This is a genomic window from Paenibacillus timonensis (genome assembly GCF_022427145.1).
Taxonomy (GTDB): domain Bacteria; phylum Bacillota; class Bacilli; order Paenibacillales; family Paenibacillaceae; genus Fontibacillus; species Fontibacillus timonensis.
Genome location: NZ_JAKSXN010000088.1, coordinates 1 through 15,981, shown reverse-complemented (window position 1 = coordinate 15,981; position 15,981 = coordinate 1). Strand labels below are relative to the sequence as shown.

Genomic DNA, 15,981 nt, shown 5'->3' with positions numbered 1-15,981 from the left:
AAAGGAGAGGCCGTTTTTTAGTTCAGGCTATCCAAGATAATCTCCGACATGTATTTGATCAGTTCGTCGCGGAGCTCGGGATTTTCGAGGGCATAATGGATCGAAGTCTTAATGAAGCCCAATTTCTCGCCGACGTCGTGGCGCGTGCCTTCGAAGTTGTAAGCAAGGATCCGTTCAGTTCCTCCCAACCGCGAGATGGCATCCGTCAGTTGGATTTCCCCGTTGACGCCAACCCGTTGCTCTTCTAGGATGCCAAAAATGGTTGGAGTCAAAATGTATCTTCCCATGATCGCCAGATTGGAGGGTGCTGTACCGGTCTTCGGCTTCTCTATTAATTGATTAGCTAGATACACGCGGTCTTGGACCAAGGTAGGATCCACGATTCCATAGCGGGATACCTCATCCCAATCCACCGGCTGAACACCTACCACAGATGCTTTATGCTCATCGTATACATCAATCATCTGCTTCAGGCAAGGTACATTCGACTCGACGATATCATCGCCGAGTAATACAGCAAAGGGCTCGTCACCGATAAACTTGCGTGCACACCAGATGGCATGCCCTAGGCCTTTCGGTTCCTTCTGGCGAATATAATGAATATCTGCCATTTCCGAGGATTTGCGGACTTCCTCCAGCAACTGAAACTTTCCTTTTTCGTTAAGACTATATTCCAATTCAAATGAAGCGTCGAAATGATCCTCGATCGCCCGTTTGCCCTTCCCCGTCACGATGATGATATCCTCGATGCCGGATGCGACCGCTTCCTCCACGATATATTGAATCGTGGGTTTGTCGACGATCGGCAGCATTTCTTTAGGCATCGCCTTCGTCGCCGGCAGGAAGCGCGTCCCGAGCCCGGCAGCGGGGATGATCGCTTTACGGATTTTCATGAAAGCATGGCTCCCTCGTTCCAAAAATGGTTTGCTGGTGTCATTATATCATATCCCTGCCGATGGTTAGCAAAAAGGACCCGGGGATTTGCCCCCGAGTCCGACTTAAGTAATAAGTGAGTTAACAACAATTTAAGATATTGGATTTACTGGATCCAAAATTTCCGCCATGTGAAGCGCTGAGGAAGTTTTTCCTCGTTTCGGATCCGATTACCCGGTTCTGGCGTGTGCAGGAAACGTTCGGTGCCGAACTCGATTCTACGATATTCTTGTTCGCCGCCGAGTTCCAGCCGTCCTTGTACACGGGTCACGACCGACTGCATCTCGAGGAATCCTTCAAACATCACTTTCACCCTCCTAAAAGTTTGTGAGCGAAGCTAGAAACGGGCTGATTCGGTTGTTTCCTGCAAACTAATAAACCCGCTTCGCATCTCATTTGTTTACGCTTTCATTATAGCACATCAGCGATTTTTTGGTACCCGATAAAGATCGGTTATCGCCCCTTTAAACCACGAGTTCACAAACCTTCCACAAGTTGTTTTCGATAGAAAAACAGGTGTCTTCACGGGGTGTAAACCATACATAATTATCCAGTTGTGTCCTTCTATCGAGGACAAATGTGCCTATGCATTGTTCGCTAAAAGAAAAGAAAGAGTGCGGGATGAGCTGGAGGTTCGGTAACGGACTTGAGGGAAATATCCGGGAAATAGGCGAATAGCGTCGATACGGTCCGTTAGAAGCGGGGGACGATGGAGGTGACGGTCATTGCATTGACACACAATGCAAAAAAGGAGCCCGGCGGCGAAACCTTGCCGTAAGGGCTCCCTTTGATCTTATTTCACCAGCTGTCCGCGCGTAACGCCGAGTTGGTTGGTTGCTTTAAGCGTCTTCCACACCTGCGTGCCGCTAATTTCTCCACGGAGCGCTTTGTTGTAGAGGTCGATGACCTCGTGTACCTGCTCCGGCGTTTCTTCCAGGAACTCGACGCGGTATTTGGATACGCCCAGCTCAAGAAAATGGCTCAGGTACTCCGCGCCCGACTGCTCGATCGCGTTGTACACCGTGTTGCGGCAGCCTTCGTCCACGCGGACGGGGTGCGACATGCCGATCCGGTCCTGCAGGGAAGCCCGATGCTCTTCGCACGGCCGCCCGCAGTTGGTGTAGTCGGTCCCTTCGCTGAGGAAGGTACAATACACGCAGTGCTCGGTATGGAACATCGGCAAATGCTGGTGGATCACGATCTCCATGTCGGCCGTCGGGCTGACCCGGAGCAGATCGACCATCTGCTGGATGTTCAGGTCGTAGGACGGCGTCACCACGTCGCAGCCGACCTCCAGGAACAGCTCGGCCGTTTTATGGTTGGCGATGTTCAGCGAGAAATCGCCGATCAACCGCGGATGCACGGCCGACGGGTTCTCTTGCCGGTGGCGCAGGTAGTAATACAGCGCCCCGGTGTTGCGCACCAGCACCGCGTCGGGCTGGAGGCGCAGAATGTTGTTGTGGTAGCCGTTTTCGCCCGGCATGTGGATGCGCGGCGTCGCCAGCGCGATCCAGGCTCCGGCTGCGCGAACGGCGTCCACTGCTGCCGGGAATTGCTTGATAAACTCGAAGTCGGCGTAGATGTAGGATACGCCGGCTTCCAAAGCAGCCTGCACCTGCGGCAGGCTGCGGCACAACGCGGCGAGCTGCGCTTCGCCGCGCTTCACGGGCGCCGTGGGCCCGCGGCCCTGCGCCTGCTGCGGTTGCCCCGCAACCGCAGCGGCTGCAGCCGCCGGCGCCAGCGGCGCCGTAGACGCCCCACCCACGGCTGGGGCGTCCAACACCCCCGCCGCCCGTGTGCGCGTCCACACGGGCGGCTTCGGCCGCTCGGCGGCGAGCAGCTCCACCGCGCGCCGGCGGATGCTGTTCAGCTCTCGCATGGGCAGGATGACGTCGCCATACAGCTCCGCATCCAGCTTCTCGAGCTGAAACACCGTGCCGCCGAGACGCCCGAACTGCTCTTCGAGCAGAGTGGCGTCCATCGGCCGTTTTTGCGCGACCTCGAGCTCCAGCTCCGAGTCGACTTGCACCGTCGTTCCCTTCTGCACATCCGTCCAGAAGGTGTTCAGCAGCCCGCCGGCGTGGCCCACGGCCCGCACATGCACCGGGAAGACCCGGTACGGCTTCTCCGTCTCGTACGTCTGGCGCAGGCGCTTGTCGAGCGCCGGATCGTTGGTCTTCCAAATGCGGTCGCCGACATGCACGCGGCGCAAATCCACGTCATTGCGGCCCGGCACAATATCGACGATCCAGCCTTCGCCGGCTTCGCCTTCCTGCTTCACGCCTTGACGGCGCAGGTCGTAGACGCGGCCGCCCTCTTCTTTTTGCGTCGGATCCCCGGCATCAAACACAATCCCGTCCCCGCGCTTCAGCGGCGCATCCAGCTTGCAGACTACACCGTCGCGCAGCACCTTCTCTACGCGGCCGAGGTACACGCCCCGGCTTTTCGGGAACGTTCCATCCAGCAGCTTCTTATTGTTTGTCCCTTCCAGGAAGCCATGCGTAAAGCCGCGCGAAAAGCTCTGCTGCAGCTCGCGAATCTCCTCTTTCGACGGAGGCGTATCGTCCCCATCAAAATACCGATCAATCGCCTTCCGGTATTTACTCACTACGTTGGCGACGTACTCCGGGGTTTTCATCCGGCCTTCGATTTTAAAAGACGTCACGCCCGCCTCGATCAGCTCCGGCATGATGTCGATCGCCGCCAAATCCTTTGGCGACAAGAGGTAGGCGACATCCCCCATCGGCTTCTGTTCCCCGTCGACGATCAAATCGTACGGCAACCGGCACGCCTGCGCGCATTCGCCGCGGTTCGCCGAACGCCCGCCCCACATTTCCGACGTCAGGCATTGACCCGAATAGGATACGCACAGCGCCCCATGCACGAACACCTCCATCGGCAGCTTGGCTTGCTCCCCGATCACCTTGATTTGCTTGAGGTTATTTTCCCGGCCCAGCACCACGCGTTCCATATTCCACGGCTTCACGAACTCCACCGCTTCCGGCGAAGTGATCGTCATCTGCGTTGATCCATGAATCGGAAAATCCGGCGACAATTCGCGGATCAGCTTCACCAGCCCAAGATCCTGCACAATCACCGCATCCACGCCCGCATTCATGCACGCCTCGATCAGCTCCTGCGCATCCCGCAGCTCGTCCTCGAACACGAGAATGTTAAACGTCAGGAAACCCTTAACCCCATAACTGTGCAAGAACGCCATAATCTCCGGCAGCTCGTCCATCCGGAAATTGTTCGCCCGCGCCCGGGCATTAAACTTCTCCACGCCGAAAAAGATCGCGTCCGCCCCATTCGCCACCGCCGCCCGCATGCAATCCCAATCGCCGGCCGGCGCCAACAGCTCCACGTCCTGCCGCGTTAACGTTGTCTTGCTCATATATGTCCTCCCAAACCGGCTAGCGCCGGCATCTATTCAACTTGATTCGGAAATTTCAAAATTAAAGTGTCAACCAACTTATATATTCTAGCAGACATTGCCCGTGTACTCTAGCTTTTCCATCGATTCGCAAGGAAAAACGTGGGTTAAATGCCCTTTCGGCCCCTTTGCGCGCTTCTTTACACGATTATCCCTTTCGATCAGGACCAGCATTTCCGTTTCACATTCGCCACGACCTGACGCAACGGGATAATCATCAAAAGAGAGGGAACAGATGACCTATGATGTCCTATATTTGGGAGCACGCCAAAAAAAGAAGCCAACGGAAGCCTCAGCTCCCATTGACCTCTTGCTATCCTTAACCCTTTCGCCGTGCCCTCGACGCTTGGATAATTTCTCCCGCTTGGCGGACGATCTCGTCCAGCGACGCTTCGTCCGTCGCATCGTATTCGTCGATATTCAGCCGCAGCACCGGACAGGCATTAAACTCTTCGATCCAGTTCGCGTACCGTTCATGCATGTGCTCCCAGTAGGAGACATCCGTTTGGATCTCCATTTCCCGTCCCCGCAACTGAATCCGCTTCAAGATGGAAGACAGATTCCCTTCCAGGTAGATCAACACGTCCGGATGCGGAAAATACGGCGTCATCACCATCGCCTCAAACAAGCTGGTGTACGTCTCGTAATCCGTCTTCGACATCGTGCCTTGATCGGCATGCATTTTGGCAAAAATCCCGGTGTCTTCGTAAATCGAACGGTCCTGGACAAACCCGCCGCCCGCTTCAACGATCGCCTTCTGCTCTTTAAACCGCTCCGCCAGAAAATAAATCTGCAGATGGAAGCTCCAGCGCTCAAAATCGTGGTAGAACTTCTCCAGATAAGGATTGTTGTCGACCTTCTCCATCGAGGTGCGGAAGCCGAGTCGGGAGGCCAGCGCAGTGGTCAACGTGGATTTTCCGACGCCGACAGTACCTGCTACCGTGATTAAGGCGTCTTGGGGGATGTACAATTCATGGCTCATCTTTTATAAGTGCTCCTTTATCTTGGCAACGATCTGCTCAAAATGCTCCGGATGTTCAACGAAATCCAGCGCATTCCCATCAATCGTAATAATGACCGTCTCCGGCTCTTGCGTTTGAAGCTGCGTGATCGCCGTCTCATAATCCTCGATCAGTTGCTCCAGATAACCCGGATCGATGTCCTGCTCAAAGTCGCGCCCGCGTTTTTCGATTCTTCTCAGTAAGGTAGCAAGCTCCGTCTTGATGTAGACGATCACATTGGGTTTAGGTAAATCGTCGGTCAGCAGATGATAAATCTGCCGGTATTTCTCCCGTTTGTCCCCATGCAGCGTGCGCTGGGCAAAAATCCAGTTCTTATAAATGTGATAATCCGACACGACCGGCAAACCCCGGGACACATAGTTTTGCACCGTATCCTCCAGTTGCTTATACCGGTTGCACAAAAAGAACATTTCCAGCTGAAAGGCCCATTCCTCGATATTCTGATAAAACTTGTCCAGGAACGGATTCTCGTCCACGATCTCCTTCAACAGCGGAAAGTCAAACCGCTCGGCGAGCATCGTCGCCAGCGTGGTTTTTCCGGCTCCGATGGCGCCTTCCACGGCGATAAACGGGCATGGCTTCTTCACTTGATGGTCCTCCCACATCTCACTTGCCTGAAAAATAGACTAGAACATTGTAACATAGAATTCACGATTTCGCGGGGAGAACTTTAGCGAAAAAAGAGGAACCATGTCGCCCCGATCGATAAAAAGATCGATCGCTGAGCAGCAAGGCTCCCCTACCTGCATCCTAATTGAATGTGTTCAAACAATCGACGATTTAGTGCGTCACCAGCGGACGAAAATCATCGCGGCTCGACAGATCCGCATGATAAAACGCCACATCCCCGTCCTTCAGCGCGAAACGGCGTCCATAAGGATCCATCACGCTCCGTGCGAACCCTTCCATGCCGGTCCATTGGTTCATCAGCGGTGCGCGAATATATTGAAGATACGGCTTCCCCGTCTCCCCGTCCCGCACAGTCTCGATGTTGAAGTTCACGACGATATACCCTTTTTTCAAAAAGATCTCCGACCGATCCGTCAGCCCCCCATGCGTCCGTCCATACTCCGCCACGTTCGTGCCCGCCGGAACGGCGTACAATTCCGCCGGAAGGCTGTATTCGCCGTACCATCGTTGCACTGCGGCATTCACCCGCGCCGGGTCGACACCGGAAGGGATTCCCGTTTTGGGACCGATTAGGGTGCGTACCCCTTCCGGCAATCGCAGCAGGCTGAGGCTGCCGACAGGCGTTTTTTGGCGCGACTGCTTCTGGATGTACCGCTGCACAAACTGGCTGCGCCCGATCCCGGCCACCTGGTTAAAGGTGTAGTTATGATCGTATTGATAGAGCGCCGTATCCGTCAGCTCCTCCATCGGCACATTCCGCAGCCTTGCATTCAGGATTACGTAACGCTGCACCTGGTCCGATGCCGAACCGATTCGTACGTAGCTTCGACTCCCGGTATGGTAATACAGATCGACGGGCTGCCGGTTTCCGTTCGTTGCGTCGATGAAATCAAACGTAGGCGTAATCACGATTTGATCGAAAGGGCCAAACATATTCCCCTTTGTTTTGAGGTCGAATTTGAAATGGTACCCCGTTTTGATCACCGCGTTTTTGTACAGCGGATGGCTTCCCGGGCGGATCGGCAGCGTAAATTGCCCGGTGTTCCCGCGGGGGGCTCCATCGATACCGTTTCGCCCAACCCAATAGGCGGCTCCTGTTGGCGTCCGGCTTCCCGCCGCCGTCCGAAAAACGCCCTCCCAGTTATAATCCGCGATATCCGTCACCTGAAAATCGTACACCCGCCCGACCACGTCAACCGGCACGGTACCATAGGCGATATGATGGCTAAGGTTCAGGTTGGCGTTGGTCTGCTCCGTAGCTCCAGGCGGCGCGTTATGCGCAATGGTGCGAAACTCCACGGTATAAAACCCTTCATCTACCCATACGGGCAGGTAGAAACCAAATTGCTCCCGGGACTTGTCGACTTCGATCCAGGTGTTTTTTGGATAAAAGGCCGCTTTCGTTCCCTCATACACATCAAACGGGAAGCGAACCTGCTTGCTGCCGATATACTTCAAATAGTCCCGGTTCCCATACCCCAAATAATTCGTATGCTGGCCGCTGTTTGGCATCATGACCGTAAAAGGCCGATCCAAAATGACCGCCGACCGTCCCGACGCCGGGATCGTCTTCTGATTATGAGCCCGGTCGTCGGAGACGCCGGGGTACATCACCACGGGCGTATGTACGGTAACGCTGTTGATGCCGGAGATGGGGAAGCTTTTGTCGGAACCGCCATTGATATTGCCGCTCATGAGCCCGTAGTAGATCGTCCCTGTACTCGGCTGATCCGCTTTGTTCGTCTTGATGGTGGGAATGACATGCCCCGGACTGTACAGGACATTGTTGGAGATTTGCGCTGCCGCGGGGATTTGCCCCGGCCGTTGTCCCGTCCGTTCCGTTTGGGAGCCGTTCATGATCGTACTTCCGTTAAAGGTGAGACTGTCGTTTTTGACCTTGACTTCTTCTACGGCGTCCTCGGCATAAGACTTCAGGTTTTCTCCACTGACGTCCGGTTTTGTCTTTCCGCCCGACTTGCTTCCGGATGGTGCATCCACCGTGCCCGGCGGCGAAGGCGGAGTATAACCGCTGGATTTCGAAGCAGCATAGCTTGGCGGCGAATATCCGCTTGGCGAAAGGCGAATGCCGTTTCCTTCAAACGCATAATTTTGCAGCGCCGCTTCGTTAATTTTGTAGACCTCCAGGTTATCGATGACCCAGAAGGAAAACTTCCGCTCGATCGTATACGACTTCGTTACCGTCTCGCTGGCTGACTGCGGGTCGGGTTCGGTATGCTTGTTCCCCTCTTCGTCCGTGACTTCTTTTCCGGGATCCCAAGTCAGTTCGTATGTACGGTTCACCGTAATATCAAAGCTGCAGGTTCCGCTCATTTCCACAAACCGGTTCTTGGTTAAATAACTCTTTGCTAGCACATTGCCATACAAGCTCTCCGTCGTCGGAATCCCATCCAACACATTAAACCGCTCATTCCCGCGGCTGTCCGCCCGAATCACCGCGCTGACCGACGGATCGTTCAGCGGGACGTCGATGGTGTTGCCGCTGGGGGAAGGTGAAGTGCATTGGCCTGTTGGGTTACCCGGATCTCCTCCAGGAGGTGATCCCTGCTTATCATAATAGTAGTAGACGTAATAAGTTGAGAAATTTCCTTCATACTCAAACCCTGGCGGGTCCCCCTGATCTTCCGTCGGTCCCCCCTCCGGTTCTTTATCAATCCTTTTCTGATAACCCTTATATGTATAGTTTGGTGGGGGATTCTCCCGATGTGTGGCTTGGAAGAATTGATCCTTCACAAGTTTATGAGTTTCATTCTGAAAGCCGTCAACCCCGTCCAGCGGAGTTCCGGTGGTGGTAAAATATTTGATCACGGCCTGCCCTTCCTCCGGCTCTAGAGTGAACTCAAATAGAATCGGGAAGTAATAGCGGTAGGCTTTAACGCCAGCTCCAAATTCACCAGGGCTATGTTCTAATGAAATTACATCGTAGATATCTGATGAATAAAGCCGACCAGTAACGCCTAAGCGAAAAGATATATTACTTGTTCCATTTCCAGTTATCCCCTCTGCCGTTCCCACTGAGATGACTTGAGAAAAATAGTTTTCTAAATCGTTTATATTTCCAGCCCTCGAGTTAGTAAAATACTCAATATGTTTTGGATTACTTGGCGAAAATTTTTGGATCTGGACATCCAATACCTTTCGTCCTGGAAAAGTAAAGTCATAGTTGTGAAACAACTCATCACTGCCCACAGTTTCTCCTGGAGCCTTTGTTATCCAATGTCCTGTGGAATTTGACCAAATTTCGTAAGACATAAATCCGACTGCATATCGTTTGTTGGAATCGCCTGATGGGTCTTTGTATGGTGTGATGTGAGCATTACCAAAATCTGAATTAGATGCAGATTCGGCTCGTTCGTTATAATTAAATGTTGTAATAACAACAAACGAAAAGACGAAGCAAATAGCTTTCCATCCTATTTGCTTGAGCAATATTTAACACCACCTTGATTAGTTCCCATATTCATTTTTGACAAATACTGCTGCATCCGAGTCGACATCTAACCCAACATAATCTATGTTTTTTAGTGTCAAATTCAAATAATTTTTATCTCCAAGCAAATCTTCATCCTTACGAGCTATGATCTGATGATATTTAATCCTTATATTACTATCCTGGCCTGTTCTCTCCCTAAGTCTGACAATCTCCCCTCTATACCTCAAGGGCTCCCCTTTTTTCATTAAGTAGTAATTCGTACCAATTTGTGATTTGCTATCAGAAATTGAACGAAGAAATTCCGTTTTATCAGTTGTTTGAGCATAATCAATCCGATAAATAATCTCATTTTCGAACTGAATCGGGAAATCATCTTTTCTAAGAATACGAACCTGAGAGTAAGTGATATTTCCGAATTTCAAGACATATTCACCTTTTTTAAACAAATCCAAATACGGCTCAATCGACACCGGCTTTGCTACATCCTCCAATTTAGGGACTTCTGTGCTGCCGATCCATATGTACTGATTCACGCTATCCCATTTTACGGGTTCGCCTAAAGCTTCGCTGACAAAACGAAGCGGCACCAGCGTCCGACCGTCGACAGCTACCGAAGGAGTATCCAAGGTGACCGTTTCGCCGTTGACGGTTGCGGTTGTCCCACCGATCGTCATAGCAATTAGGCGATCTCCTTTTTCGATCGAGATGTTCTTACCAGAAAGCGTCAACTTCCCGGCGAGTTTATCCGTTACAAACCGCAGCGGAATTAGCGTATTCCCGTTTTTGATTTGCGGCCGGACATCCGGGAAAGCGACTCTGCGAGCATTAACAAGTACCTCGATGGACATGTTTTTGACCTTAGGAATATCTGAGGTTGCGGCGTTGGCGACCTGTCCAATGCTTGTTCCCAATAATATAAAGCCCCATAATCCAATCATCAGCATCTTCTTCACTTCCATCACTCCCATACACGGAATAGTTTACTCATACTAGCTTAGGAAAAATATGTATTATCCTCACTTATTCGCTACCCTTCATCTTTCACCTCCTTTGTTCTTGCTTTTCTGATAATTTCATCCATTTATCACAAATAAAAAAACACACCTCGCCATCTCAAGGATGTCAAGGTGTGCTTCACCTGCCATTTATTATAATCCAAATCCTGTAAGTTGAAAAGACACTTCATTCCTCCTAAAGGAATCAAGTGTCTCGGCTTATTTCATATGATGAAATATGTATCGCTCACTGTGGCTTAGCTAAACCAAGTTTTGATCATAACCGCATCCGACGCCAAAAAGACCAACAGGCTGATGATCCCGAAACCGATAGCGAACAGGTTCTTCTTCGGACGCTCAGTCACCAGGCGGATGACGCCGATCAAAATGATGATCGTAAACAAAATCATAAAAATATCGAACCCGTTAAATGTCGTCGTTTTTGCCGCTTCTTGCGCTGCTTCGAGCAACATCGCGAAACCTCCTCTTGAAATCCACGAAATCACAACTCTTCTTCTATGTTATCTTCCCTCCCGTTCGGATGCAAGAGGAAAGACATGATTTTGTCAAACTTTTCGTTAAAATCACGCACTCGTCGCTCAATTCGATTCTTATTTTATGCTGATCGTCATTGACAGATACATTATCACCAGATCTTTCATTCTTCATAAGTAAGTTTTATGTCCGGAAGTCCCTTTCTTTATTTACGCTGTTTCCCAACTATGGTACCATGAAAAATAATCTTATTCATAGTTTTGTTGTCGGAATTAAATAAGCGGAATCCACAGAGGATTCATTACCACAAAGGATCAAAGGGAGGTTATCGCATGGCTTATGAACCGATATGGACCGCGGAGCCGGAGAAATTAAACAAATTCGAATTCGTTAAATTGGAAAAAGACGGGCTGGACGTCATCCGTACGATTATTGATGAGTATGCGGTTAAAGGTTACGATTCCATTCCTGCGGACGATATGGACCGTTTCAAATGGGCCGGCGTGTATCAGCAGAAACCGAAAGACGGTCACTTCATGATGCGGGTGCGCATCAATACCGGGATCATGACCACTCGTCAGGCGCGTGCTCTGGCGGATATTGCCCGCTTGTATGGCCGCGACCTGGTGGACGTGACGACGCGTCAGGCCATCCAATTCCACTGGCTGCGGGTGGAGCATTTGCCCGATATTTTCAAACGGCTGGAAGAAGTCGGCTTGTATTCGTTTGAAGCGTGCGGCGACTGCCCGAGAACCATTGTCGGCAACCCGCTCGCCGGGATCGACAAGGATGAATTAATCGATACGACGGAGATCGTCGAGGAGGTTAACCAATTTTTCCTGTTGAACCGGGACTTTTCCAACCTGCCGCGAAAATATAAAATGTCGATCTCCGCAAATACCTACAATAATGCGCAAGCGGAAATCAACGATCTGGCCTTTACGCCAGCGGTGAAGGTGATCGATGGGAAAGAGGTCGTCGGTTTCCACGCCATGGTTGGCGGCGGTTTATCCGCGAAGCCGCATTTGGCCAAACCGCTGGACATTTTCGTCAGACCGGAGGAAGTGCTGAAGGTTGCGATTGGGGTCACCACGATTTTCCGCGATTACGGCTACCGGGAAAAACGCCACCACGCTCGCCTGAAATTTCTGGTCGCCGATTGGGGACCGGAGAAATTCAAGGAGAAGCTGGTCGAACTCGTTGGCGAGCTGGAGTCGCGCGGGGAAGACAAGACCGTCGGCTGGCAAGCAGCCTATTTCGACGGGGTCCATCCGCAGAAGCAGGAAGGGCTTAATTATATCGGCCTCAACGTACCGGTTGGCCGGTTAAACGCCGCGGAGCTGGAGCAGTTGGCCGATGTAGCCGACCAATACGGAGAAGGCAAAATCCGCACCACGATGTCGCAAAATATTTTGCTTAGCGGCATTCCGGACGATAAGGTGGAAGCAGCGCTCCAAGCACCGGTTCTTCAGCGTCTAACGCCGTTTCCGAAGCCTTTTATGAGCCGGACCGTATCTTGTACGGGCAATGAATTTTGCAACTTGGCCATTGTGGAAACGAAACAACGCGCGGTCGAAGTGGCGGAGTATCTGGACCAGCATGTGGAGCTGGACGAAAAGGTCCGCATTCACTTTATCGGCTGCCCGAACGCGTGCGGTCAAAAGCACATCGCCGATATCGGATTGCAGGGTTCCTTAGTCAAGACGCCGGAAGGCATGGTCGACGCATTCGATATTGCGGTTGGCGGTACCTTAGGCGGCGGAGCAAATGGACCCCAAGCCCAGTTTAACCAGGCGCTTAAAGGACGCGTCAAAGGCGATCAAGTCGCCTATGTCCTTGAGCAGTTGTTGCTGTTCTACAAAACGAATCGGAAACCCTCCGAATCCTTCCATGAATTCGTCCTGCGCGTTGGAGTTCCGGCGTTCCAGGAGCAATTAAGCCAGATTTTGGAGGCGGGCATCGCCTCGTAAACCCATGACAATCGTAAAATAGCCAAAAAAGCAGTCTCCATTTTAGAGACTGCTTCTTTTTATTTCCTATACGACTTCCCGATCCTGCTCTTCCACTTCGCTTAGTTCTGCCGTGCGCTTGGTATCCCGTTTGAGGATTGGAGCCAGGTAACGCCCGGTATAGGAGTTTTCCACCTTAACGATGTCCTCCGGCGTGCCGGTAGCAATCACGGTTCCTCCCCCGCTGCCGCCTTCCGGACCCAAGTCGATCAGGTAATCGGCCGTCTTGATTACGTCCAGGTTGTGCTCAATCACGAGCACCGTTTCCCCGGAATCAACCAGACGATGGAGCACCTTAAGCAACCGGTCGATATCGTCGACATGCAAGCCGGTCGTTGGTTCGTCCAGGATGTAAATCGTTTTGCCGGTACTGCGGCGATACAATTCCGAGGCCAGTTTCACGCGTTGAGCTTCCCCGCCGGACAGGGTCGTAGCCGGTTGCCCCAGGGTCACGTACCCCAAACCAACGTCCAGCAGCGTTTGCAGCTTGCGGTGAATCTTCGGAATGTTCTGGAAGAAGTCCGTGGCATCCTCGATCGTCATCTCCAGCACGTCGGCAATACTCTTGTTCTTATATTTCACTTCCAGCGTCTCCCGGTTGTACCGCTTGCCTTTGCAGACTTCGCAAGGAACGTACACGTCGGGCAGGAAGTGCATTTCGATCTTGATGATCCCGTCGCCTTTGCAGGCTTCGCAGCGGCCGCCTTTAATGTTGAAGCTGAAGCGGCCTTTCTTATAGCCGCGCACCTTCGCTTCCGTTGTTTGCGAGAACAAATCGCGAATATCGTCAAAAACACCGGTGTAAGTTGCCGGATTGGATCGCGGCGTACGGCCGATCGGGGACTGGTCGATATCGACGACCTTATCCACGTGCTCGAGCCCCTTGATCTCCTTGTATTGCCCTGGGCGCACTCTCGCCCGATTCAAATCGCGAGCCAACGTTTTATACAAAATTTCGTTGACGAGCGTCGACTTGCCGGAGCCGGATACCCCGGTTACCGCCGAAAACACGCCAATCGGGAACTTCACGTTGATGTTCTTCAGGTTGTTCTCCTTGGCCCCTTTGACCTCCAACCAGCGGCCATCCGGCTTGCGCCGCGACAACGGCACCGGAATAAACCTTTTGCCGCTCAAATACTGGCCGGTCAGGGAACGGGGGTCGTTCATGACTTCCTTCGGCGTCCCCTGCGAGATCACTTGGCCGCCGTGAATGCCTGCGCCGGGCCCAATATCGATAATATAATCCGCTGCCAACATCGTATCCTCGTCGTGTTCGACGACGATCAACGTATTGCCGAGGTCGCGCATATGATTCAACGTCGAGATCAACTTATCATTATCCCGTTGATGCAGCCCGATGCTCGGTTCGTCCAGGATGTACAGAACGCCCATCAGGCTGGAGCCGATTTGCGTAGCCAGTCGGATGCGTTGCGCTTCGCCACCGGACAAGGTGCCGGCTGCCCGACTAAGCGTCAGGTATTCCAAGCCGACGTTCACCAGGAACCCAAGCCGGCTGTTGATCTCCTTCAGGATCAGGTTAGCGATGGATTTTTCTTTGTCCGTAAGCTCCAGTTGACCGAAAAACTCTCTAGCATCGCCGATCGACAAAGACGTCACGTGCGCGATGTTCTGGTTGTTGACCGTTACCGCCAGGACTTCCTTCTTCAAGCGATGTCCATGACAAGTGCCGCAAGGCTTGGAGCCCATAAACTCTTCGATGAACTCGCGAATGCCTTCCGAAGCGGTATCCCGGTAGCGCCGTTCGAGGTTAGGAATGATCCCCTCAAACGTGACGTAGGCATCTCTGCTCATGCCAAAGTCGTTCTCATAACGGAACCGAACCTTCGTTTCTCCGGTCCCGTACAGCAGCTTGTCCATCTGATCCGCCGTCAGCTCGGAAACCGGAACATTTTGCGGAATATTGAAATGCTCGCAAACCGATCTCAAGAATTGCGGATAGTAGTTGGAGGTACCGCCCGCCCACGCCTCAAAAGCGCCTTCCTCGATAGATTTCGAGGGGTCCGAGATAAGGAGATCCTTATCGATGATCATTTTCACGCCAAGACCGTCGCATTCCGGACACGCCCCAAACGGACTGTTGAACGAAAACATCCGCGGCGACAGCTCATCAATGCTGAACCCGCAAATCGGGCAAGCATAGTTGGAGCTGAAGCGAAGCTCCTCTTGGCCGATAATATCGACGAGGATTTGCCCGCCGGACATTTTGAGCGCCGTTTCGATCGAGTCGGCCAGACGGCTGCGCGCATCTTCCTTCACGACGATCCGGTCAACGATAACCTCGATGGTGTGCTTTCTGGTTTTCTCGAGTTCAATGTCCTCCGATAAATCGCGCTGTTCTCCGTCCACCCGAACCCGGACGAAGCCTTGCTTGGCGATTTCGCTGAGCAGGCTTTTGTGCTCGCCTTTTTTGCCGGAGATGACGGGGGCCAAAATCTGCAATCTCGTCCGCTCCGGATACTGCATGATCCGGTCAACCATCTGCTCCACGGTCTGGGACGTGATTTCAATGCCGTGCTCCGGGCAGTGCGGGTGCCCGATCCGGGCAAACAATAAGCGAAGATAGTCATAGATTTCCGTGACCGTCCCTACCGTCGAACGCGGGTTGCGGCTTGTCGTCTTCTGGTCGATGGAAATGGCCGGGGACAACCCTTCGATCGAATCCACGTCCGGCTTATCCATCTGCCCCAAAAACTGCCGTGCATAGGCGGACAACGACTCGACGTAACGGCGCTGCCCTTCGGCATAAATCGTATCGAAAGCCAGCGAAGACTTGCCGGAGCCGCTCAGCCCCGTAAGCACGACAAACTTGTCGCGCGGTATCGTGATATCTATGTTTTTCAAATTATGCGCTCTGGCGCCTTTAATGACGATGCTCTCACTACCCAACAACTTCATCTCCCTTTTTAGATGATGTTTAAAAATCGGCTTCCCATCACGATGTTATTCGCAGGTGCATATTCGGCATCGAATCTTGAATTCAGTCGGTCGCTCC

At 52.5% G+C, this 15,981-nt stretch carries 10 protein-coding genes; 1 reads left to right on the top strand and 9 read right to left on the bottom strand.

Annotated features, from left to right (window positions below; translation table 11 throughout):
- Positions 1-17: 17 nt before the first annotated feature.
- The 8 genes from galU to MJ257_RS22985 form a co-directional block, all read right to left on the bottom strand.
- Positions 18-893 carry a UTP--glucose-1-phosphate uridylyltransferase GalU gene (galU, locus tag MJ257_RS23020; protein WP_240271443.1) on the bottom strand — a complete coding sequence of 292 codons (876 nt, stop codon included), beginning with the start codon at positions 891-893 and terminating at the stop codon, positions 18-20.
- A 146-nt stretch (positions 894-1,039) separates the two neighbouring features.
- Entirely contained in the window at positions 1,040-1,237 is a 198-nt protein-coding gene (locus tag MJ257_RS23015) for a hypothetical protein (RefSeq protein WP_155608181.1), read from the bottom strand.
- 489 nt (positions 1,238-1,726) lie between these two features.
- On the bottom strand, positions 1,727-4,327 hold the full coding sequence (locus tag MJ257_RS23010; RefSeq protein WP_240271442.1) for a U32 family peptidase: 2,601 nt from the start codon (positions 4,325-4,327) through the stop codon (positions 1,727-1,729).
- A gap of 358 nt (positions 4,328-4,685) precedes the next feature.
- Positions 4,686-5,348: a deoxynucleoside kinase gene (locus MJ257_RS23005; RefSeq protein WP_240271441.1), complete on the bottom strand. Its 663-nt coding sequence runs from the start codon at positions 5,346-5,348 to the stop codon at positions 4,686-4,688.
- Between the two features lie 3 nt (positions 5,349-5,351).
- A complete protein-coding gene (locus tag MJ257_RS23000) occupies positions 5,352-5,993 on the bottom strand; it encodes a deoxynucleoside kinase (protein ID WP_240271440.1) in 642 nt (213 codons plus the stop codon).
- 175 nt (positions 5,994-6,168) lie between these two features.
- The gene (locus tag MJ257_RS22995) at positions 6,169-8,844 is read right to left on the bottom strand and encodes a DUF5704 domain-containing protein (protein ID WP_240271439.1); all 2,676 of its coding nucleotides are present in this window, start codon (positions 8,842-8,844) and stop codon (positions 6,169-6,171) included.
- Between the two features lie 639 nt (positions 8,845-9,483).
- Positions 9,484-10,413, bottom strand: a complete 930-nt coding sequence (locus MJ257_RS22990; RefSeq protein WP_240271445.1) for a copper amine oxidase N-terminal domain-containing protein — start codon at positions 10,411-10,413, stop codon at positions 9,484-9,486.
- Positions 10,414-10,721: 308 nt separating this feature from the next.
- On the bottom strand, positions 10,722-10,937 hold the full coding sequence (locus MJ257_RS22985) for a DUF2759 family protein (protein WP_240271438.1): 216 nt from the start codon (positions 10,935-10,937) through the stop codon (positions 10,722-10,724).
- 354 nt (positions 10,938-11,291) lie between these two features.
- Here MJ257_RS22985 and MJ257_RS22980 point away from each other — a divergent pair, with 354 nt between their 5' ends.
- A complete protein-coding gene (locus tag MJ257_RS22980; protein ID WP_240271437.1) occupies positions 11,292-12,929 on the top strand; it encodes a nitrite/sulfite reductase in 1,638 nt (545 codons plus the stop codon).
- A 66-nt stretch (positions 12,930-12,995) separates the two neighbouring features.
- On the opposite strand, the gene uvrA is transcribed toward MJ257_RS22980, so the two are convergent.
- A complete protein-coding gene (gene uvrA, locus MJ257_RS22975; RefSeq protein WP_240271444.1) occupies positions 12,996-15,875 on the bottom strand; it encodes an excinuclease ABC subunit UvrA in 2,880 nt (959 codons plus the stop codon).
- Between the last annotated feature and the right edge of the window lie 106 nt (positions 15,876-15,981).

Excerpts from the sequence above, each read along its gene's own strand:
- galU (WP_240271443.1), bottom strand. The coding sequence starts at position 893 with ATGAAAATCCGTAAAGCGATCATCCCCGCTGCCGGGCTCGGGACGCGC.
- MJ257_RS23015 (WP_155608181.1), bottom strand. The coding sequence starts at position 1,237 with ATGTTTGAAGGATTCCTCGAGATGCAGTCGGTCGTGACCCGTGTACAA.
- MJ257_RS23010 (WP_240271442.1), bottom strand. The coding sequence starts at position 4,327 with ATGAGCAAGACAACGTTAACGCGGCAGGACGTGGAGCTGTTGGCGCCG.
- MJ257_RS23005 (WP_240271441.1), bottom strand. The coding sequence starts at position 5,348 with ATGAGCCATGAATTGTACATCCCCCAAGACGCCTTAATCACGGTAGCA.
- MJ257_RS23000 (WP_240271440.1), bottom strand. The coding sequence starts at position 5,993 with ATGTGGGAGGACCATCAAGTGAAGAAGCCATGCCCGTTTATCGCCGTG.
- MJ257_RS22990 (WP_240271445.1), bottom strand. The coding sequence starts at position 10,413 with ATGCTGATGATTGGATTATGGGGCTTTATATTATTGGGAACAAGCATT.
- MJ257_RS22985 (WP_240271438.1), bottom strand. The coding sequence starts at position 10,937 with ATGTTGCTCGAAGCAGCGCAAGAAGCGGCAAAAACGACGACATTTAAC.
- MJ257_RS22980 (WP_240271437.1), top strand. The coding sequence starts at position 11,292 with ATGGCTTATGAACCGATATGGACCGCGGAGCCGGAGAAATTAAACAAA.